The sequence below is a fragment of the Streptomyces griseomycini genome (assembly GCF_014203535.1).
In the GTDB taxonomy this organism is placed as follows: domain Bacteria; phylum Actinomycetota; class Actinomycetes; order Streptomycetales; family Streptomycetaceae; genus Streptomyces; species Streptomyces griseomycini.
Genome location: NZ_JACHJI010000002.1, coordinates 79,394 through 99,226 on the forward strand (window position 1 = coordinate 79,394; position 19,833 = coordinate 99,226).

Here is a 19,833-nt window from a genome sequence, read left to right on the forward strand (position 1 = left end):
TGGGGGGATGGGGTCTGCGGAACGCTCACGGCAGCGCCTTGCGGGCGGTGGCGAACCGGGGGCGGTTGTTCAGGTCGGGGTGGTCGGCGGCGTCGGTCCAGCCGCGGTCCTCGGCGAAGATCCACGGCACCTGGCCGCCCTGGGTGTCGGCGTGCTCGACGACGACCACGCCGCCGGGGCGCAGCAGCCGGTGCGCGGTGCGCTCCAGGCCGCGGATGAGGTCGAGGCCGTCCTCGCCGGAGAACAGGGCCATCTGTGGGTCGTAGTCGCGGGCCTCCGGGGCGACGTACTCCCACTCGGTGAGCGGGATGTACGGCGGGTTGGAGACGACCAGGTCGACCTGGCCGTCGAGGTCCGGGAAGGCCGTCAGGGCGTCGCCCCGGCGCAGCTCGACGCGGGAGCCCTCCATGTTCTTGCGGGTCCACACGAGGGCGTCCTCGGACAGCTCCACGGCGTGCACGCGGGAGCGCGGCACCTCCTGGGCGAGGGCGAGGGCGATCGCGCCGGAGCCGGTGCACAGGTCGACGATGCAGGGTTCGACGACGTCCATGGCGCGGACGGCGTCTATCGCCCACTCGACCACCGACTCGGTCTCCGGGCGCGGGACGAACACCCCGGGTCCGACCTGGAGCTCCAGGTAGCGGAAGTAGGCGCGCCCGGTGATGTGCTGGAGCGGTTCGCGCGCCTCGCGGCGGGCGATGACCTCCCAGTACCGGGCGTCGAAGTCGGAGTCCCGCACGGTGTGCAGCTCGCCGCGCTTGACGCCGTGCACGAACGCGGCGAGCTCCTCCGCGTCGGTGCGCGGCGAGGGCACGCCGGCGTCGGCGAGCCGCTGGGTGGCCTGGGCCACCTCGGCGAGCAGCAGGTTCACGCGATGCCTCCGGAAGTACTCGTCCTACGTGCCTCGTGCCTGGTGTCCTTACGCGGCGGCGAGCTTGGCGGCCGAGTCCGCGTCGACGCAGGCCTGGATCACCGCGTCGAGGTCGCCGTCCAGGACTTGGTCCAGGTTGTACGCCTTGAAGCCGACGCGGTGATCCGAGATGCGGTTCTCCGGGAAGTTGTAGGTGCGGATCTTCTCGGAGCGGTCGACGGTGCGGACCTGGCTGCGGCGGGCGTCGGCGGCCTCCCTCTCCGCTTCCTCCTGCGCCATGGCGAGCAGCCTGGAGCGCAGGATACGCAGTGCCTGCTCCTTGTTCTGCAGCTGGCTCTTCTCGTTCTGGCAGGAGGCGACGACTCCGGTCGGGATGTGCGTGATGCGCACGGCGGAGTCGGTGGTGTTGACGGACTGGCCCCCGGGGCCGGAGGACCGGTAGACGTCGATGCGCAGGTCGTTCGGGTTGATCTCGACGTCGACCTCCTCCGCCTCGGGGGTCACCAGGACGCCCGCCGCGGAGGTGTGGATGCGGCCCTGGGACTCGGTGGCCGGCACGCGCTGCACGCGGTGCACGCCGCCCTCGTACTTCAGCCGCGCCCACACGCCCTGGCCGGGCTCGGTCTGCCCGCGGGTCTTCACGGCGACCTGGACGTCCTTGTAGCCGCCCAGCTCGGACTCGGTGGCGTCGATGATCTCGGTCTTCCAGCCGACGCGCTCGGCGTAGCGCAGGTACATGCGCAGCAGGTCGCCGGCGAACAGGGCGGACTCGTCGCCGCCGGCGCCCGCCTTGATCTCGAGGATGACGTCCTTGTCGTCGCTGGGGTCGCGCGGGACCAGCAGCAGGCGGAGCTTCTCGGTGAGCTCCTCGCGCTGCTTCTCCAGCTCCTTGACCTCGGCCGCGAAGTCGGGGTCGTCGGCGGCCAGTTCGCGCGCGGTCTCGATGTCGTCGCCCGTCTGCCTCCAGGAGCGGTACGTGGCGACGATCGGGGTGAGCTCGGCGTAGCGCTTGTTCAGCCTGCGCGCGTTGGCCTGGTCGGAGTGGACCGACGGGTCGGCGAGCTTCTTCTCCAGGTCGGCGTGCTCGGCGACGAGTTCCTCGACGGCCTCGAACATCTTGGGCTCCTGCGATTGCGTGGGTGAAGGGCGGGCGACCAAAAACGCCGGTCCCGGCGCACCCCCGGGAGGGAAGCGGCCGTGGACCGGCGGAATGGGGCTCGCTACTTCTTGGAGCCGGCGGCCTTGCCGAAGCGGGCCTCGAAGCGGGCCACACGGCCACCGGTGTCGAGGATCTTCTGCTTGCCCGTGTAGAACGGGTGGCACTCGGAGCAGACCTCGGCACGGATGGTGCCGCCGGGGATCGTGCTGCGGGTGGTGAACGACGCGCCACAGGTGCAGCTGACCTGCGTCTCGACGTACTCGGGGTGGATGTCGCGCTTCAAGGTGTCTCCTAGGTTCCGGGAGGGCGCCGGGTCGCTGCCGCGGGGTGCGGGAGCGTGAACCGGGGCCGACGTACCAGTCTGCCAGGACTGGCGCCTTCCCCCAAAACCGGGGGGCGCCGTCGTCTATTCCCCCGCGGGCCGGCCGCACCCCTCAGGGGGTCACCACGTCCTTGGCCTCGCCCGCGGCCGTGTCCTCGGTGGCGCTCTCGGGGATCGGTCTGTCGTCCTTCAGCGCGTTCCAGACCTGCTGGGCCTTGTCCCGCAGGGGGAGGACGCGGTTGGCGTCCTCGGGGTCGTAGACGACCGGCATGGTGATCATGTGCATGTCGGCGGGGTCGATGCCCTTCAGGCCGTTCGCGAAGGACATCAGGGAGTTCACCGAGCCGAGGCCGGAGTCGGTGGTGACGGTCCTGGTGGCGGTGTCGGCGAGGTCGTACAGCTTCTTGGGGCTGGTGAACAACCCGACCTCCTTGACCTGCCGCATCAGCGCCTTGAGGAAGGCCTGCTGGAGCTGGATGCGGCCGAGGTCGGAGCCGTCGCCGACGCCGTGCCGGGTGCGCACCAGGCCGAGGGCCTGCTCGCCGTCCAGCCGGTGGGTGCCGGCCTTCAGGTCGAGGTGGCTCTCGGGGTCCTCGATGTCCTCGGTGGTGGTGACCTCGACGCCGCCGAGCTCGTCGATGAGCTTCTGGAAACCGGCGAAGTCGATCTCCAGGTAGTGGTCCATGCGCAGATCGGTGATCGACTCGACGGTCTTCACGGCGCAGGCGGCCCCGCCCGTGGAGTAGGCGGAGTTGAACATCACGCCGGTCGCGGCGGGGTGGGTGCCGCCCTCGGCGTCGGTGCACTCGGGGCGGTCGATGACGGTGTCGCGCGGGATGGAGACCACGCTGGCCTTCCCGTGGCCCTCGTGGACGTGCACGATCATCGCGGTGTCGGAGCGGGCGGTGCCGTCGTCGGTGCCGCCGCCGAGCTCCTCGTTGCTGCCGGAGCGGGTGTCGGAACCGAGGACGAGGATGTTCTCGGAGCCGTTGTCGGCCCTCTCGGGCCGGTCGGTGCCGAGGGCCTGGTCGATGTCGACGCTGTCGATGTTTCCGTTGAGCCTGAAGTACAGGTATCCGGCACCGGTGCCGCCCAGGACGACGATGCCCGCGGCGGTCCAGGCCATGACCTTCAGGCCCTTGCGCCGCTGCTTGCGCCGGCGCCCCCTGCCCCGGTGACGCCCGTGCGCCGTGCCGGGCTCCTGCGGTATACCGGGGCCCGGTGTGCTCTCGGCAGACATGTGCTCCTCAGCTCTCGTCCGGTCGCCGACCCTCCTGCGTCGGTGCCGGACCCGGCCGGTTCGCTCCCTGTACGGCACCCATCGTCTCGCCGTCCGCTCAGACGGGAAAACGCGGCACAGGGTTGCACGGCACCCTGTGCCCGGCCTGTGGGCGGCCGGGCGCGGGACGGTTCCGCAGGCGAGCGGTGAACGCGCCGCTCACCTGCGGTTTCAGCCGAGGGTGTCGTACTGCTCGGGATCGGTGCCGACGGGGATCCGTGTGGCGAAGATCTCGCTCGTGGCCTTTCCGGTGCCCTTGTACGGGCACCGGGTGCCGCCGGTGCACCGGGTCCTGGTGGCCGTCCCGGCCGAGGCCGGTCGGCAGGACGAGGCCGACGCCCTTCCAGCTGCCCCCGGGACCCGCGGGCGGCGGAGGAGGAGTCCTCGGGGTCCTCGGAGCAACCGGTCGCCGGGGCTTCCGCGGTGGCGCGGTGGCGGCGCCGGCCGACGAGGTCGGCGGCACGGCCGGAACCAGCGGCGGGTGTCGGCCCGGAGCAGGGTGATCGTGCACCTGTCCGCGTACGGACGAAGGGCCGTTTCCCGGGGGAAACGGCCCTTCGCGGAAGGACGGACGTCAGTCGCCGTTGCCCGGCGCCGGCGTCGTCTTCTGGATCTGCATCAGGAACTCGACGTTCGACTTGGTCTGCTTCATCTTGTCGAGGAGCAGCTCGATCGCCTGCTGCTGGTCGAGCGCGTGCAGCACCCGGCGCAGCTTCCAGACGACGGCGAGCTCCTCGCTGCCGAGCAGGATCTCCTCCTTGCGGGTGCCGGACGCGTCGACGTCCACCGCGGGGAAGATGCGCTTGTCGGCGAGCTTCCGGTCGAGCTTGAGCTCCATGTTGCCGGTGCCCTTGAACTCCTCGAAGATCACCTCGTCCATGCGGGACCCGGTGTCCACCAGGGCGGTGGCGAGGATGGTCAGCGAGCCGCCGTCCTCGATGTTGCGGGCCGCACCGAAGAAGCGCTTCGGCGGGTACAGGGCGGTCGAGTCGACACCACCGGACAGGATGCGGCCGGAGGCCGGGGCGGCGAGGTTGTACGCACGGCCCAGGCGGGTGATCGAGTCGAGCAGCACGACGACGTCGTGACCCAGCTCCACCAGGCGCTTGGCGCGCTCGATGGCGAGCTCGGCGACCGTGGTGTGGTCCTCGGCCGGGCGGTCGAAGGTCGAGGAGATGACCTCGCCCTTGACCGACCGCTGCATGTCGGTGACCTCTTCCGGACGCTCGTCGACGAGGACGACCATCAGGTGGCACTCGGGGTTGTTGTGGGTGATCGCGTTGGCGATCGCCTGCATGATCATGGTCTTGCCGGTCTTCGGCGGGGCCACGATCAGACCGCGCTGGCCCTTGCCGATCGGCGACACGAGGTCGATGATCCGGGTGGTCAGCACGCCCGGGTCGGTCTCCAGGCGCAGGCGGTCCTGCGGGTACAGCGGGGTGAGCTTGTTGAACTCCGGGCGGCCGCGGCCGTGTTCGGGCGCCATGCCGTTGACGGAGTCGAGGCGGACCAGCGCGTTGAACTTCTCGCGCCGCTCGCCCTCCTTCGGCTGGCGCACGGCGCCGGTGATGTGGTCGCCCTTGCGCAGGCCGTTCTTGCGGACCTGGGCGAGGGAGACGTACACGTCGTTCGGGCCCGGCAGGTAGCCGGAGGTCCGGATGAAGGCGTAGTTGTCGAGGATGTCCAGGATGCCCGCGACCGGGATCAGGACGTCGTCCTCGGCGATCTGCGGCTCCTGCACGTCGTCGCGGCCACGGCGGCCACGGCGGTCGCGGTAGCGCCCGCGACGGCCGCGACGGCCGCCGCCGTCCTCGTCGTAGCCGTCGTCCTGGCGGCCGCCGCCCTGCTGGTTCTGCTGGCGGCCCTGGCCGCCCTGGTTCTGCTGGTCGTCGCCCTTGCCGCGACGGTCCCCGCGGTCGCCACCACGGTCACCGCGGTCACCACGGTCGCCGCGGTCACGGTCGCGGTCGCGGCCGCGCTCACGGCGGTCGCGGCGGCGGCCCTCGCCGCCCTCGTGGTCGGACTTGGCCTCGCCCTGCTGCTGCGACTGGGCCGGGGCCTCGGCCTTGGCCTCGGCGGTGACCGTCTCGGCCGCGGCGGCCGGGGCACCGGCCTCGGCGGTGGCGCGACGGCGGCGGCGCTCGGCGGGGGCGGCCTCCTCGGCGGGGGCCTGCTCGGCCGGGGCGGAGGCCTTCGGGGAGGGCTGGCCCGGGATCTCGATCTGCTGCTGGGCCGCGGCCTTCTCGGCGGGGGCCTGCTCCTCCTTGGCGTCCGCCTTCTTCTCGGCGGCCTCGCCCGTACGGGTCCGGGAGGTGGTACGGCGCTTGGGCTTGGTCTCACCGGCGGCGGGCTCGGCCTTGGCCGGGGCGGCGCCGCCGGCGGCCTGCGCCTCCTTGATGACCTCGATCAGCTGGCTCTTGCGCATGCGCGCGGTGCCCCTGATGCCGAGGCCGGACGCGACCTGCTGCAGCTCGGCCAGCACCATGCCCTCGAGGCCGGTACCGCGGCGCCGCCGGGAGCCGGCACCGGTGGCAGGCGCGGAAGCGTCCGTGGCGGGCGCGGCAGCGGTCTCCTCGACACGTGCGCCCATCAGATCGGTGGTGTCGCTCACGAAGGGTCCTTCCCTGGAGCGGACGTCGGCCTGTCTGGCTCGGCGACCGGTTGTGCTGTCCGGCTTCGGTTCTTGCTGTGCGAACCGTGCCGGGGCGGTTGTCCGCCTGAGCGGCGGAAGAGATAACTGGTGATGGCGCTTCCGCGAGTCGTGGCACCCAGTGTCACGTGGCGTGGTCGCACCGGTTCCGGAGCTCCCCCAGAGGGGATACCCCCACCGGCGGGCCGCTCAGCGTCCGCGTACGACGTACTGCCCGCGTACGAAGCAGAGAACACAGTGCGGCTTGGGGAGCTCCCGGAAGAATGTCTGTCCCGGACGGGGACACGAGGCACCTCGCCATGGTGGGGTCGGGTGCAGACTTGAGATTAACACTACCGGATCCAACAAACATTCCCCCTCTCCAAATCCGGCAACCGTGTGTCAGGTCGCGAGCGGAAGCACGCTCGCTCCCTGCACGTCGAGGCTGAGCCGATTGGCGGCCCAGTCGGTGCCGGCCAGCGCTTCGACCTTGTCGGCGGTGGCCGCGTCGGCCAGCGCCATGACCGTGGGTCCGGCGCCGGAGATCACCGCGGGGACGCCGTCCCCGCGCAGCCGCTCCACGAGGGCCGCGCTCTCGGGCATGGCCGGGGCGCGGTACTCCTGGTGCAGGCGGTCCTCGGTGGCGGGCAGCAGCAGCTCGGGGCGCCGGGTGAGCGCCTCGACGAGCAGGGCGGCGCGGCCCGCGTTGGCGGCGGCGTCGACGTGCGGCACGGTGCGCGGGAGCAGGCCGCGCGCGGTCTCGGTGAGGACCGGCTTCCCGGGGACGAAAACCACCGGAACGATGGAATCCGCGGGCTCCATCCTGATCGCCCGGGCCGCGCCGCCCTCCATCCAGGAGAGGGTGAAGCCGCCCAGCAGACAGGCCGCGACGTTGTCGGGATGGCCCTCGATCTCGGTGGCGAGCTCGAGCAGCGCGGTGTCGTCGAGCTTGGCCTCGGCCCCTATCGTCACGGCGCGGGCGGCGACGATCCCTGCGCAGATGGCGGCCGAGGAGGAGCCCAGGCCCCGGCCGTGCGGGATGCGGTTGGCGCAGACGATCTCCAGGCCGCGCGGCTGTCCGCCGAGCAGGTCGAAGGCGGTGCGCAGGGAGCGTACGAGCAGATGCCTCTCGTCGCGCGGGAGGGTCTCGCTGCCCTCACCGGCGATGTCGATGTGCAGTCCGGAGTCGGCCACCCGGACGACCACGTCGTCGTACAGGCCCAGCGCGAGGCCGAGGGCGTCGAAGCCCGGGCCGAGGTTGGCGCTGGTGGCGGGGACGCGCACCCGGACGGCGGCGGCGCGGAACGCGGGACCGGCCATCGCTCGAAGACTCTCCTTGAGCTACGTGACTGTCGAACGGCGTTCGACGGACATCCGACGACGGGACACTCGATGACGTACAGAACCCCCTGGGGCAGCCCCTGGGGCCGCCGCCGGCCGGGCTGGCCGGCCGCTTTCCGGGCCGCCCCGGGCCACTGTCCGGACCACGAGGACGACGCGAGACCGCGGCATATGCGGCGGGCGGGTTCAGTACAGCCTATCGAAGGAAGGTTCTGTGGCGACATAGGGCGCACAGGAGGCGCACGATGCGTGTCGTAAGCCCCCTGTGCACCCCCCGTAGGGAACCCTCCCCAGGTGAGCGCCTCCTTACGCCGGTCCCACCGGATCGGGACGGACGGCGCGCCCCGGTGGCACCTGGCGGCCGGGGCGGCCCGGTGTCACCCTCGCGGCGGCCGGGTCAGACCAGGCCGAGGCGCTCGGCGGCGGTCGCGGCGTCGACGGGGACGGTGACCGGCTGCGGGGCGCCGGCGACGGCCCAGTCGGGGTCCTTCAGGCCGTTGCCGGTGACGGTGCACACGATCCGCTGCCCCGGGTCGACCTTGCCCTGCTCGGCGGCCTTCAGCAGACCGGCGACCGACGCGGCGGACGCGGGCTCGACGAAGACGCCCTCCTGGGAGGCCAACAGCCGGTAGGCGCGCAGGATCTCACGGTCCGTCACCTCGTCGATGGCACCGCCGGACTCGTCCCGCGCGGCGAGCGCGAAGTCCCACGAGGCGGGGTTGCCGATGCGGATGGCGGTGGCGATGGTCGACGGGTCCTTGACGACCTCGCCGCGCACGATCGGGGCGCTGCCGGAGGCCTGGAAGCCCCACATGCGGGGGGTCCTGGTGGCGACGCCGTCGGCGGCGTACTCCTTGTACCCCTTCCAATAGGCGGTGATGTTGCCCGCGTTGCCCACCGGCAGCACGTGGATGTCGGGGGCGTCGCCCAGCATGTCCACGATCTCGAAGGCGGCGGTCTTCTGCCCCTCTATCCGCACCGGGTTGACGGAATTGACCAGCGCCACCGGGTAGTTGTCGCTCAGGGCGCGGGCGAGCGTGAGGCAGTCGTCGAAGTTGCCGTCGACCTGGAGGATCTTCGCCCCGTGGACCAGCGCCTGGCCCATCTTGCCGAGCGCGATCTTGCCCTGCGGCACGAGCACGGCGGACACCATCCCGGCACGCACCCCGTACGCGGCGGCGGAGGCGGAGGTGTTGCCGGTGGAGGCGCAGATGACGGCCTTGGCGCCCTCCTCCTTGGCCTTCGAGATCGCCATGGTCATGCCGCGGTCCTTGAAGGACCCGGTCGGGTTCGCGCCCTCGACCTTGAGGTGCACCTCGCAGCCCGTGCGCTCGGAGAGCACCTGCGCGGGCACGAGCGGCGTGCCGCCCTCGCGGAGCGTCACGACCGGCGTGGTGTCGGAGACCGGCAGCCGGTCCCGGTACTCCTCGATGATTCCGCGCCACTGGTGAGTCATTGCTGGTTACTCTCCTTCGACCCGCATGATGCTGGCGACACCGCGCACGGTGTCGAGCTTGCGCAGCGCCTCGACGGTGCCGCCGAGGGCCGCGTCGGACGCACGGTGGGTGACGACGACGAGCGACGCCTCGCCGTCCTTGCCCTGCTGACGGACCGTGTCGATCGAGACTCCGTGCTCGGCGAACACGGTCGCGACCTGGGCGAGGACACCCGGTTTGTCGGCCACGTCCAGGCTGATGTGGTACCGGGTGACGACCTCGCCCATCGGCGAGACCGGCAGCGCGGCGTACGCGGACTCACCCGGCCCGGTCGCTCCGCTGAGCCGGTTGCGGCCCACGGCGACGAGGTCGCCGAGCACCGCGGAGGCGGTCGGCGCACCGCCGGCTCCCGGCCCGTAGAACATCAGCTGCCCGGCGGCGTCCGACTCGACGAACACGGCGTTGTACGCCCCCCGCACCGAGGCGAGGGGGTGGCTGAGCGGGATCATCGCCGGATGCACCCGCGCGGTGACCGACGCCCCGTCCTCGGCCCGCTCGCAGATGGCGAGCAGCTTGATGGTGCAGCCCATCTCCCTGGCGGAGGCGAAGTCGCCGGCGGTGACCTCGGTCATGCCCTCGCGGTGGACGTCGTCGAGCCGCACGCGCGTGTGGAAGGCGATCCCGGCGAGGATGGCGGCCTTGGCGGCGGCGTCGAAGCCCTCGACGTCGGCGGTCGGGTCGGCCTCCGCGTACCCCAGGGCGGTGGCCTCGTCGAGTGCCTCCTGGTAGCCGGCGCCCGTGGTGTCCATCTTGTCGAGGATGAAGTTGGTGGTGCCGTTGACGATGCCGAGCACCCGGTTGACCTTGTCACCGGCGAGCGACTCGCGCAGCGGCCGGATCAGCGGGATGGCGCCGGCGACGGCGGCCTCGTAGTAGAGGTCCCGGCCGTGCTTCTCGGCGGCGGCGTGCAGCGCGGCCCCGTCCTGGGCGAGCAGTGCCTTGTTCGCGGAGACGACGGAGGCGCCGTGCTCGAGGGCGGTGGTGATCAGCGTGCGGGCGGGCTCGATCCCGCCGATGACCTCGACGACGATGTCGAGGTCGCCGCGTTTGACGAGGGCGGTGGCGTCGGTGGTGACCAGGGCGGGGTCGATGCCCTCCCGCACCTTGTCGGGCCGCCGCACGGCGACCCCGGCGAGCTCCACCGGGGCCCCGATGCGCGCGGCGAGGTCGCCGGCGTGCGTCGTCATGATGCGCGCCACCTCTGAGCCGACCACTCCACAGCCCAGCAGCGCCACCTTCAGCGGACGCGTACGCATCATCCGACCTCGTTTCCTGATTACCGTCTCGGTTGCACCAGTCTCACTCACCGGACGGGAGTTTCTGCCCTATGTCCGGATCGTGAGACGTCTATTTCATTTTCATGACCGGGAAGACAGGAGATCTTCCAGCGGCGGGTTCGTCGTCGCGGACCGGCCACCGACCGGCCCGCGACCGGTCGTGCACTATCCGACGTCGAGGCGGAGGAGGTCCTCCTCGGTCTCGCGCCGGACGATCACGCGCGCCTCGCCGCCCTCGACGGCGACGACGGGCGGGCGCAGGACGTGGTTGTAGTTGCTGGCCATCGACCGGCAGTACGCCCCGGTGGCCGGTACGGCGATGAGGTCGCCCGGCGCCAGGTCCCCCGGCAGGAAGGCGTCCCGGACCACGATGTCCCCGCTCTCGCAGTGCTTGCCGACGACCCGGCACAGCATCGGCTCGGCGTCGGAGCTGCGGGAGGCGAGGGCGACGGTGTACTCGGCGTCGTACAGCGCGGTGCGGATGTTGTCCGACATCCCGCCGTCGACGGACACGTACGTCCGCAGCCCGTCGAGCGGCTTGACGGTGCCGACCTCGTAGAGCGTGAAGGCGGTCGGCCCCACGACGGCCCGCCCCGGCTCGACGGAGATGCGCGGCGTGGAGAGCCGCGCGGCCTCGCACTCCCGGGTGACGATCTCGGTCAGCGCCTTGGCGATCTCGTGCGGCTCCCGGGGGTCGTCGTCGCTGGTGTACGCGATGCCGAGCCCGCCGCCGAGGTCGATCTCGGGCAGCTCGACCCCGTGCTCGTCCCGGATGTCCCTGAGCAGCCCCACGACCCGGTGCGCGGCGACCTCGAACCCGGACATGTCGAAGATCTGCGACCCGATGTGGCTGTGGATGCCGATGAGCTCCAGCCCGTCGAGCTTCAGGGCCCGCCGCACGGCTTCGGCGGCCTGCCCGCCGGCCAGCGGGATCCCGAACTTCTGGTCCTCGTGGGCGGTGGCGATGAACTCGTGCGTGTGCGCCTCGACACCGACGGTGACCCGGATCTGCACCCGCTGCCGCTTGCCGAGCGACTGCGCGATGTGGGCGACGCGCACGATCTCCTGGAACGAGTCGAGCACGATCCGCCCGACCCCGGCGCGGACGGCCCGCTCGATCTCCGCCGCGGACTTGTTGTTGCCGTGGAAGGCGATGCGGTCGGCGGGCATGCCGGCGGACAGCGCGGTGGCGAGCTCGCCGCCGGAGCAGACGTCGAGGTTCAGCCCCTCCTCGTGCAGCCACCGCACGACGGCCCGGGACAGGAACGCCTTGCCCGCGTAGAACACGTCGGCGTCGTTCCCGAAGGCGGTGCGCCAGGCCCGCGCCCGGGCCCGGAAGTCGGCTTCGTCCATGACGTACGCGGGCGTGCCGAACTCCTCGGCGAGCCGCTTGACGTCGATCCCGCCGACGGTGAGCACGCCGTGCTCGTCCCGGGCGACGGTCCGGGCCCACACCTTCGGGTCGAGGGCGTTGAGGTCGGCGGGGGGTGCGGAGTAGTGCCCCTCGGGGAGGACGTCGGCGTGACGGGGCCCGGCGGGGTGTGCGGAACGGCTCATTTCTTCGCAGGCTCTCTTCGCTGGCTCTTCACAGATGGTCGGGTGCGTCGATGCCGAGCAGGGACAGGCCGCCGGCCAGCACCGTCCCGGCGGCGTCGGCGAGCGCGAGCCGGGCCCGGTGGGCGGCCGAGGGTTTCTCCCCGCCGAGGGGCAGGACGGCGGGGAGCAGGGGCAGCACGGCGTCGGCGACGGCGACGAGGTGCCGGGCGAGCCGGTCGGGCGCCCGGTGGGCGGCGACCGCCGCGAGGACGCGGGGGTGGTCGGCGAGGACCCGGAGCAGCGGCTGGACGCCGGCGCCGGTCACGGCTCCGGCGTCCGCCGGGGGCGCTCCCCCGCGGTCCGCCGGGGTCACCGGGCCGGGCTCGGGGGCGAACCCGAGGTCGGCGGCGTTGCGGAGGAGGGTCCGGGTGCGGGCGTGGGCGTAACGGACGCGGAAGAGGGGGTTGCCCTCCCGCTGGACCAGGTGATCGCCGCTGATCCGGGGCCGGTCGTGCGGGGCGGGGTGCAGCAGGGCCCAGCGGGCGGCGTCACGGCCGAGGGGAAGCGGATCGGCGGGAGCGGGGACGGGCCGGAGGACGACGCCGTCGGGCGGTCCGGCGCTCCCGGGAACGTCGACGCGGAGGCCCAGGACGGTGACCCAGCCCGGCTCGGGCGGAGCGGCGCAACCGGTGCGGACGTCGGCGCCCTGGGAGCGGAGGACGCGGGCGAGTACGTCGAGGTGGACGAGGGCGCGGACCTCGTGGGGGGCGTGCAGCCGGACGAGCCGTCCGCCCAGGAAGTCGCCGTGTCCGTACCGGGGACCGCGCCGCAGGATCTCCTCCACGAGGGCGACGGGCGCGGCGCTCCGCAGACTGATGTTGAGGAACCCGGGCCCGGTGACGACGACGTCGGCGATGCCGCCGGTGCGCAGCAGGTGGGGCCGGAGGATCTCGGCGACGCGGTGGGCCGGCTGCCCGGCCGGACGGGCGAGCTGGAGGGCGACGTTGGTGGCGTAGTCCCCGCACCCCCCGGGCCCGGGAGGCGCGACGAGGGCCCTCTCCGGCACGGCCACGCTCAGCTCCCCCTCGTCGACGGCACGGCGCACCGCGTGCAGCACGGTGCGGGAGAGCTCGACGGGGGTCACGGGACAAGCGTAGGGGAGGAGGGGGGTGGGTAGGCGAACCGGTTTGGGCGTGGTTCCGGGATGTGGACGAACTCACGCGGCGGAAGCCCCGGCCCTCACCCTCCGGCGTGTCCGGCGGGCGAGGTCGGCCCGGTGTCCTCGGCCTCGAGGACCCGCCCCTGGATCAACCGCCGGACGACCCGGACGAGCTCGCCGGGCTCGAAGGGCTTGGCGAGGAAGGCGTCGACACCGGCCTCGAGCCCGCTCTCGACCTCGTGCTGCGTACAGGCACTGACGATGGCGAGCGGGAGGTCGCGCGTACGGGGGTCGGCACGCAGCCGGGCAGCGGTGCGGAGCCCGTCGAGCCGGGGCATGACGACGTCGAGGGTGACGAGGTCGGGCCGCACCTGGTGAACGACTTCCAGACACTCGGCACCATCGGCCGCGGTCACGACCTCGATGCCCTCCAGCTCGAGGTTGACCCTGATCAACTGCCGGATGACCTTGTTGTCGTCCACAACAAGAACCCGGCCAGAAGCGCCTGGCACAACTCGAGAGTAGGTCCGGACCGGCCACCGCGTCCGGCGTTTCCCGACTTCCGCCCCGCACGGGCGACGCCCCGCACTCCGGGCCGCCCCGGCCGTCCCCCGCCCGGCTCCGGGAAACGGGTTCCTGACCACCCCGCCGAAGCTGGTAATGTTCTACCCGTCGCCGCGATCACCGCGACCGACACGCCCCCGTAGCTCAGGGGATAGAGCAACGGCCTCCGGAGCCGTGTGCGCAGGTTCGAATCCTGCCGGGGGCACCCGGTATGAGGTGCCCGAAGGCCCCGTCACCAGCGGAAACGCTGAGGGTGGGGTCTTCGCGTATGGGCAGGCGTGTGCCGTCCGGAGCGGCCGTACGGCAGACGTGCCGGGGTGTCGCTGCGGGTGAGTCGGCCTCTGTAGGGTCCGGCGCTGCCTGGTTCAGCGGGGTTGTCAGTGCGTCGGCGTGGTTGGGTGATCGCTGCCACGATGCTTCGGTGCCCTCCTCCTCCCTCACGGACCTGTGGTTCCGCGGTGTCGCCGCCAATCCGGCCGCGCCGTCCGGCGTGCTGCTGCGGCTGCTGCACCCGGCCGCGCGCACGGCCTGGAGGGTGTTGTGCGAGGAGCGTGTCCTTCCCTCGGACGTGGTCGACGCGGTGATCGCGCACCCGGAACGGTCGGTTCGTAGGGCCTTCGCCCGCAATCGTCATGCGGACCCGGCGCAGCGGAGCCGACTGGTCGACGATCCCGATGCCTTCGTCCGTGCCGACCTCGCCTCCGGTCTTCATCCGCGGCCGGGGCGAGTGAGGGCGCTTCCCGAGGACGTCATCGAGACCTTCCTGACCAGGCAGGACGACGGTGATCACCCTCAGCCGGTCACGGCCGACGAGATCAGGCAGGAGCTGGCGGTCTCCGGGCAGATACCCACGTCCTTCCGCCGTGGGATGCGGGCTCACCAGAACCCCGAACTACGGGTGCAGGCAGCCGGCTGGTGGCTCTGGCTCACTCCCGGGCAACGCGATGCCCTGCTGACCGATCCGGAAGCCGTCGTGCGTGACGCCGCACGTGAGCAGAGTCGCCTCCTCGATCCCGCGGCCATGGAGGCCGAGTTGGCGGAAGCCGACTGCCACCACCGGTCGCTCCTCCTCGTCGACTACGCCGTCTCCCGCACCGTGGCCGAGGCTTGTCTCACCGACGGGCGGGACCTGTGGTCCCTGGCCCACAGCCGCCACACTCCCGCCGACGTCGTCGCGCGTCTCTCACGCCATCCCGACCCCCGCGTACGTGAGCGTGTGGCCGGCCGGGCCGACCTCGATCCCCTCCTGCTGGAGGAACTCGCCGAGGATCCGGACGACACCGTGCGGACCCGGGCGCGGGTGCATCCTCTGCCGCGGACCTGGGCCGAACGCCAGGCGATCGACCGGGTCGTCGGCCGCACCGCCGAGGACGTCGGTCCGGTCGCCGAGATGACGGTGGAGCCGGACGTCCGCCGGTACAGCAGGTGCGCGGTGTCCACGCGTCCCCTGCTCCGCCGGGTCGCCGCCGCCTGTGCCGGACTTCCCCGGGAGCTGACGCGTCGTCTGGGCGGCGACCCGGACCCGCAGGTGCGGTACCTGCTCGCCTGCAACCACCCGCTCGCGCCGGCCGGGACCGTTCTCGACGCCTTCATCGCCGCTCCACGGCAGCGCCCGCATCTCCTGACGCTGTCCCGTCTGCCCCGCACCGGTCTGCAGCACCTCCTCGACCACGAGGACCCGGACGTGCGCGGGCTGGCCGCCGCCGACCCCGCGCTGGACCGGCCTCCCGTCCACCTGCTCACCGACGCCGACGCCGGCGTACGCCGGGCCGCCGTCGCCAGCCCGCTCCTGCCTCTCGACCTGGTCGCGAGGCTTCTGGACGACCCCGGGACCGCGGAAGGAGCGGCGGCCGACCCGGGCCTGCCCGCCGAGCGCCTCCACGAACTGCTCGACCGCGCCGGCCTGTCGCACACCACCGGGAGGTGAATCGGCGCGTCGGCCGCGTCTCACCCGGCTCCGGGGTGCGTGTCGGGCAGGCGGCTGCTGGGTGCAGGGGGTGATCGGAAGAGCGCGGGGCGTCCGGGCGTTGTCCGGGCATGAGGATCGGTGAGGCCTCCAGGGCCAGCGGCGTGAGTGCCAGGTCGTTGCGGTACTACGAGGACGAGGGGCTGATCACCCCCGGCCGGTGCGGCAACGGGTACCGCGACTACTGCCGGTCCACCGTCGACCGGGTCCGCGTCGTCCGCTCGCTGCTGGAGTCCGGGCTGCCCGTGCGCCTGATCAAGGAAGTCCTGCCCCGCCTCACCCCTGGATCCGGCGCCGGCACGGACGCGGTGTGCGTGGAGTTCCTGCGGGAGGTGGAGAGGTATCGCGACCGGCTCGCCGCGCGCATCGCCGGTCTCAGCGAGCAGCGGGCGGCACTCGACGCCTACCTGCGCCAGGCGCGCCGTACCGGTCGATGACCGCGGCTTGACCTTGACACGGGTGTGAGGCTCCTACGGTCCCCGGCATGGAGATCGACGAGCAGCGGCACACCGCTGAGCAGACGGTACGGGCATTGGTCCAGCGATCGCGTCGAGGACCGGAGGACCTGGCCCTCATGACCGACCTGCGCCGCCCCGCCCCGGGGCCCGGCGAGTACCTGGTCCGAGTGGGCGCGGCCGGGGTCAACTTCGCGGACGTCATGCAGACCCGCGGCACCTACGGAGGAGGCCCGCGGGCACCCTATGTGGCGGGCTTCGAGGCCGCCGGCGAGATCGTGGGCGCCGGCTCGGGGATCGAGAGCCCGCTCCCGCTCGGCACCCATGTCGTCGGCACGGGCCCGGGCGCCTTCGCGCAGTACATGACGATGCCGGCCGCGGGTGCGCTTCCCGTCCCCTCCGGCTGGAGCGACGCCGAAGCTCTCGGCCTGGTGCTGAACTGGGCGACCGCGCTGGCGGCGCTGAAGCCGCTGGGCGGGGTCGAGGCGGGTGACGCGGTCCTCGTCCACGCCGCGGCCGGGGGCGTGGGGCAGGCCGCCGTCCGCCTCGCCCGTCACTACGGTGCGCGTGTGATCGCCACGGCGTCGCCGGCCAAGCACGACACCGTCAGGGCGCTCGGTGCCGACGGGGTCCTGGACAGCGCGCGCCCCGATCTGGCGGAGGAGATCGTCCGTCTGACCGGTGGTGTCGACCTGGTCCTGGAATCGGTGGGACGTGTCACGTTCGGGGCCAGCCTGAGGGTCGCCAAGCCCTTCACCGGGCGCGTCGTCGTGTTCGGTGCCGCTTCCGGTGACGCCCGCCTCAGCACGCGTGATCTGGTGTTCACCCACCAGGTCCAGGTCAAGGGCCTGCACATCGGTGCGCTGGCGACCGCGGCCCCCTCCGTTCACCGGTCGCTGCTCGTCGAACTCGAGGCGCTCATCGCCCAGGGCGTGTATCCGCCGGGCACGCCCCAGGTCCATCCCCTGGCCGAGGGGCCGGCGGTGCTGCGGCAGCTCGAAGCGGGCCGGACTCGTGGCAAGCACGCCCTCGATCCCTGGCGCTAGGGGCCGTCCGGGACGACACCGCAAGTCCGGGGCGTCGTGGTCGGCCTCGGGTCGATCGCCGAAGGGGCTTGCCCCACGGTCGCTCTCAGCCTCGCCCCCTCGGTTCGGGGCCTCCGCTCCCCCAGTCCCACAGGGCCTGGAGGACGGGGCCGAGGCGGTGTCCGTGCGGGGTGAGCGCGTAGCGGACCCGGGGTGGCCACCCCGGGCGCCGGTCGCGTTCGACGACTCCGGCCTCGCCGAGCTGTGCCAGCCGGTCGGACAGCACCTTGTCGGACAACGTGGGCAGGGCCGCGCGCAGTTCGCTGTAGGAGCGGTCGCCGCGCAGCAGCTCGCGGATCACCAGGGTCGTCCAGCGGCCGTGCAGGGCCGCCAGCGCGATCTCCACCGGGCACCCGGGGGTGGGCGCGGTGACGTTCGCGTGCGGGTCGTCGGGGAGCCCTGCCGGGTGACCAACCGTTCGGTGAGTCACGGGATCGCCTCCTAACGTGTGGGGCGCTTCGATTCTCCCGGTCCGGAAGGAGGTCCGTCGATCATGCGGGAACTGGCCGATCGGCCCGAAGAGGTGCCCGCCGTGTTCGCCGAGCGGTTCAACAGCGGCGACGCCGCCGCGCTGGCGCAGGTCTACGAGGAGGCGGCGGTGCTGGTCCCGCGGCCCGGTACGCCGGTGACCGGTCCGGAGCTGTGCGCCGCCAACGGACGGCTGCAGGAGCTCGGGGTTCCCATCGCGGTGCGTCCGCGGCACGTCTACCGCAGCGGGGACCTGGCGCTGCTGATCGTCGACTGGGTCATCGACGGGACCGGTCGGGACGGACGGGCGGTGCGCGTCGAGGGCACCGCCACCGACGTCGCCCGGCGGGGCCCGGACGGCCGGTGGCGGTACGTCGTCGACAACCCCTTCGGCGTCCGCTCGCTGCAGCTCGCCGGGGAGGACACCGCGGAGCCGGCGTTCTGAGAGTGTCCGCCCGGGACCCGGTCCGCTCGTCGGGGCTGTTCGTCGGCCTGGAGCCGGACGGCCGGCTCCGGGGCCGGGTCCTCGCCGGATGTCATCGCCACGGGGAAGGCGGTCCCGGGCAGGGGCGTCCGTGCGTGGGGGACGTCCGTGCGTGGGGTCGTCAGCCCGCGCGGCCGGTGGCGGGACGGCCTCGCTCGGCTCCGCGCACCAGGCGCCGTCCGGCAGGGCGCGACAGGACCGGGTGCGCGGTGACGGCCTGCGTGGACGCGCGGCTCCGGCACGTCCGCAGGCCGCCACGGCCGCCGCGCCGGAGTCTCGCGAGTGTTCCGCCCGGCGTCCGGTCGCGCCCCGGCCGAGGACACGATTCCAACACGAGGCCTCCACAAACCCGCCCCCGCCAGGAATGATGCATCACGCACCTACATACGTCCTTGGGGGGACCATGAGTTACGGCGCCACGCCACCGCCCATGCCCGGCTTCTCGCCGGCACCGCCACCGCCGCCGCCGTCGAAGAACGCGAAGACGCACACGGTCGTCATCGCCTCCGCCGCCGCCGCGGTCGCCGCGGTCGTCGCGGCTGCCGTCACCGTCGGCGTCACCGGTGACGGCGAGGCCGAAGCCGCGCCGACCGTCACCGTCACCACGACGGAGACCGTCGAGGGCGCGGACACCGCCGCGGACACCGGGTCGGAGGAACCGGCCGACGAGGAGAGCGGCGGCGATTCGTACGGCCTCGGCGACACGGTGGCCTACGAGAACGACGTCGAGGTCAGCCTGTCGAAGTTCTCCCGCAGTGTCTCCAGCGACTACGCCTCCCCCGGGAACACGCCCTACGCCAAGTTCACGATCAAGGTCGTCAACGACTCCTCCGAGACCGTCGACGCGACCGAGATGACCGTCAACTGCGCCTACGGCGACGAGGGCAGAGAGGGCGAGGCCATCTTCGACGAAGGGCTCGACGGGCTTCCCGACACCCGCGTCCTCGCGGGCCGTTCCCTGTCCGTCACCTGGGGCTGTGAGCTCCCGAAGAACGAGAAGTACCTCCAGGTCGAGGTCGCACCCGACTTCGAATCGGAGGCGGCGATCTTCGCGGGCGACGTGAAGTAGCGCGCGGCAGTCGTCGTTCGCCGGGGGCCCGGCCCGGCCCGTCGCCCTGCGGGGGCGCCCCCGCGTCCGGCTCACGGGCCGCGTCCGTCCGGCAGCCGCACCGGGTTCCGCTCGCCCTTCTGGGTGTGCGCAGGTCGGTGACGGTCGCGGTGGTCCGGTTGTCCCCGGTCTCGCGTCCCGGTGGCCCGGGAGCGCGAGGAGGGCGCCGGGTCCGGCACGGATACGGAATCGTCTACTCCGTCGGGCCGAGGGCACGCGGTGCTCATGACACTGGCTCGCTCCTTACCCGACGACGCCACCGAGTGGTGGATCTTCCTGGGCGCGTTCGGCCTCTACATGCTCGGCCGGTGGTTCTTCGCCTGGCGGCAGGCCCGGCGGGAGGGCGACGCCCACCCCGTGCGCGCCGCGTTCGCCGAGGAGGAGGGGCCCGACGCGGTGGACGCTGCGCCGACAGGGGGCTTCCGCTCCTACCGGCAGTTCTCGGGCTTCGTCGCCGGCGCCGTCATCGTGACCCTGGCCGCCGCCCTGACGGACGGCCGTCTCCGCGTCGCGCTGCTGTGGGTCATCGTCCCGCTGCTGATCGTGGCGTTGTCGTACCTCGACTTCCGGCAGGCCCGGAAGGCGCGTTCGGCGGCGTGACGGTGCGCCGGGGCCGTTCACGGGCCGTGCCGTC

Annotated in this window: 18 protein-coding genes and 1 tRNA gene; 7 read left to right on the forward strand and 12 right to left on the reverse strand. The window is 72.7% G+C overall.

What is annotated here, in order from left to right:
- Positions 1–25 precede the first annotated feature (25 nt).
- The 11 genes from prmC to FHS37_RS04905 all read right to left on the reverse strand — a co-directional run bounded on the left by prmC (position 26) and on the right by FHS37_RS04905 (position 13,581).
- The gene (gene prmC / locus FHS37_RS04855) at positions 26–871 is read right to left on the reverse strand and encodes a peptide chain release factor N(5)-glutamine methyltransferase (protein WP_184817791.1); all 846 of its coding nucleotides are present in this window, start codon (positions 869–871) and stop codon (positions 26–28) included.
- Positions 872–919: 48 nt separating this feature from the next.
- Positions 920–1,987: a peptide chain release factor 1 gene (gene prfA / locus FHS37_RS04860; RefSeq protein ID WP_184817792.1), complete on the reverse strand. Its 1,068-nt coding sequence runs from the start codon at positions 1,985–1,987 to the stop codon at positions 920–922.
- 104 nt (positions 1,988–2,091) lie between these two features.
- Positions 2,092–2,313 (reverse strand): 50S ribosomal protein L31, encoded by a 222-nt coding sequence (gene rpmE, locus FHS37_RS04865; protein ID WP_184817793.1) that lies wholly within the window; start codon positions 2,311–2,313, stop codon positions 2,092–2,094.
- 151 nt (positions 2,314–2,464) lie between these two features.
- Positions 2,465–3,592 carry an LCP family protein gene (locus tag FHS37_RS04870; RefSeq protein ID WP_184817794.1) on the reverse strand — a complete coding sequence of 376 codons (1,128 nt, stop codon included), beginning with the start codon at positions 3,590–3,592 and terminating at the stop codon, positions 2,465–2,467.
- Positions 3,593–4,205: 613 nt separating this feature from the next.
- Positions 4,206–6,242: a transcription termination factor Rho gene (gene rho, locus FHS37_RS04875; RefSeq protein ID WP_184817795.1), complete on the reverse strand. Its 2,037-nt coding sequence runs from the start codon at positions 6,240–6,242 to the stop codon at positions 4,206–4,208.
- Positions 6,243–6,662: 420 nt separating this feature from the next.
- Positions 6,663–7,580 carry a homoserine kinase gene (gene thrB, locus FHS37_RS04880; protein ID WP_184817796.1) on the reverse strand — a complete coding sequence of 306 codons (918 nt, stop codon included), beginning with the start codon at positions 7,578–7,580 and terminating at the stop codon, positions 6,663–6,665.
- 418 nt (positions 7,581–7,998) lie between these two features.
- Positions 7,999–9,057, reverse strand: a complete 1,059-nt coding sequence (gene thrC / locus FHS37_RS04885) for a threonine synthase (RefSeq protein ID WP_184817797.1) — start codon at positions 9,055–9,057, stop codon at positions 7,999–8,001.
- 6 nt (positions 9,058–9,063) lie between these two features.
- On the reverse strand, positions 9,064–10,356 hold the full coding sequence (locus FHS37_RS04890; RefSeq protein WP_184817798.1) for a homoserine dehydrogenase: 1,293 nt from the start codon (positions 10,354–10,356) through the stop codon (positions 9,064–9,066).
- 183 nt (positions 10,357–10,539) lie between these two features.
- Complete coding sequence (gene lysA / locus FHS37_RS04895) at positions 10,540–11,931, reverse strand: diaminopimelate decarboxylase (protein WP_184817799.1); 1,392 nt, start codon at positions 11,929–11,931, stop codon at positions 10,540–10,542.
- Positions 11,932–11,959: 28 nt separating this feature from the next.
- A complete protein-coding gene (nrtL, locus tag FHS37_RS04900) occupies positions 11,960–13,054 on the reverse strand; it encodes an ArgS-related anticodon-binding protein NrtL (RefSeq protein ID WP_184817800.1) in 1,095 nt (364 codons plus the stop codon).
- Between the two features lie 95 nt (positions 13,055–13,149).
- A complete protein-coding gene (locus FHS37_RS04905) occupies positions 13,150–13,581 on the reverse strand; it encodes a response regulator (RefSeq protein WP_184817801.1) in 432 nt (143 codons plus the stop codon).
- Between the two features lie 185 nt (positions 13,582–13,766).
- Here FHS37_RS04905 and FHS37_RS04910 point away from each other — a divergent pair.
- From FHS37_RS04910 to FHS37_RS04925, 4 genes are all read left to right on the forward strand, one after another.
- A tRNA-Arg gene (locus tag FHS37_RS04910) sits at positions 13,767–13,838 on the forward strand.
- Between the two features lie 216 nt (positions 13,839–14,054).
- Positions 14,055–15,560, forward strand: a complete 1,506-nt coding sequence (locus tag FHS37_RS04915; protein WP_184817802.1) for a hypothetical protein — start codon at positions 14,055–14,057, stop codon at positions 15,558–15,560.
- A 110-nt stretch (positions 15,561–15,670) separates the two neighbouring features.
- On the forward strand, positions 15,671–16,036 hold the full coding sequence (locus tag FHS37_RS04920; RefSeq protein ID WP_184817803.1) for a MerR family transcriptional regulator: 366 nt from the start codon (positions 15,671–15,673) through the stop codon (positions 16,034–16,036).
- A gap of 47 nt (positions 16,037–16,083) precedes the next feature.
- Positions 16,084–17,100: a zinc-binding dehydrogenase gene (locus tag FHS37_RS04925; RefSeq protein WP_184817804.1), complete on the forward strand. Its 1,017-nt coding sequence runs from the start codon at positions 16,084–16,086 to the stop codon at positions 17,098–17,100.
- A gap of 85 nt (positions 17,101–17,185) precedes the next feature.
- Here FHS37_RS04925 and FHS37_RS04930 read toward each other — a convergent pair whose 3' ends face one another.
- Complete coding sequence (locus FHS37_RS04930) at positions 17,186–17,569, reverse strand: winged helix-turn-helix transcriptional regulator (protein ID WP_184817805.1); 384 nt, start codon at positions 17,567–17,569, stop codon at positions 17,186–17,188.
- Between the two features lie 63 nt (positions 17,570–17,632).
- On the opposite strand from FHS37_RS04930, the gene FHS37_RS04935 reads away from it, so the two are divergent.
- From FHS37_RS04935 to FHS37_RS04945, 3 genes are all read left to right on the forward strand, one after another.
- Positions 17,633–18,052, forward strand: a complete 420-nt coding sequence (locus tag FHS37_RS04935; protein ID WP_184817806.1) for a YybH family protein — start codon at positions 17,633–17,635, stop codon at positions 18,050–18,052.
- 469 nt (positions 18,053–18,521) lie between these two features.
- Positions 18,522–19,160 carry a hypothetical protein gene (locus FHS37_RS04940; protein WP_229889950.1) on the forward strand — a complete coding sequence of 213 codons (639 nt, stop codon included), beginning with the start codon at positions 18,522–18,524 and terminating at the stop codon, positions 19,158–19,160.
- Positions 19,161–19,424: 264 nt separating this feature from the next.
- Complete coding sequence (locus tag FHS37_RS04945; protein ID WP_184817808.1) at positions 19,425–19,799, forward strand: hypothetical protein; 375 nt, start codon at positions 19,425–19,427, stop codon at positions 19,797–19,799.
- Positions 19,800–19,833 lie beyond the last annotated feature (34 nt).

Excerpts from the sequence above, each read along its gene's own strand:
- prfA (WP_184817792.1), bottom strand. The coding sequence starts at position 1,987 with ATGTTCGAGGCCGTCGAGGAACTCGTCGCCGAGCACGCCGACCTGGAG.
- FHS37_RS04870 (WP_184817794.1), bottom strand. The coding sequence starts at position 3,592 with ATGTCTGCCGAGAGCACACCGGGCCCCGGTATACCGCAGGAGCCCGGC.
- thrB (WP_184817796.1), bottom strand. The coding sequence starts at position 7,580 with ATGGCCGGTCCCGCGTTCCGCGCCGCCGCCGTCCGGGTGCGCGTCCCC.
- thrC (WP_184817797.1), bottom strand. The coding sequence starts at position 9,057 with ATGACTCACCAGTGGCGCGGAATCATCGAGGAGTACCGGGACCGGCTG.
- FHS37_RS04890 (WP_184817798.1), bottom strand. The coding sequence starts at position 10,356 with ATGATGCGTACGCGTCCGCTGAAGGTGGCGCTGCTGGGCTGTGGAGTG.
- lysA (WP_184817799.1), bottom strand. The coding sequence starts at position 11,931 with ATGAGCCGTTCCGCACACCCCGCCGGGCCCCGTCACGCCGACGTCCTC.
- FHS37_RS04920 (WP_184817803.1), top strand. The coding sequence starts at position 15,671 with ATGAGGATCGGTGAGGCCTCCAGGGCCAGCGGCGTGAGTGCCAGGTCG.
- FHS37_RS04925 (WP_184817804.1), top strand. The coding sequence starts at position 16,084 with ATGGAGATCGACGAGCAGCGGCACACCGCTGAGCAGACGGTACGGGCA.
- FHS37_RS04935 (WP_184817806.1), top strand. The coding sequence starts at position 17,633 with ATGCGGGAACTGGCCGATCGGCCCGAAGAGGTGCCCGCCGTGTTCGCC.
- FHS37_RS04940 (WP_229889950.1), top strand. The coding sequence starts at position 18,522 with ATGCCCGGCTTCTCGCCGGCACCGCCACCGCCGCCGCCGTCGAAGAAC.
- FHS37_RS04945 (WP_184817808.1), top strand. The coding sequence starts at position 19,425 with ATGACACTGGCTCGCTCCTTACCCGACGACGCCACCGAGTGGTGGATC.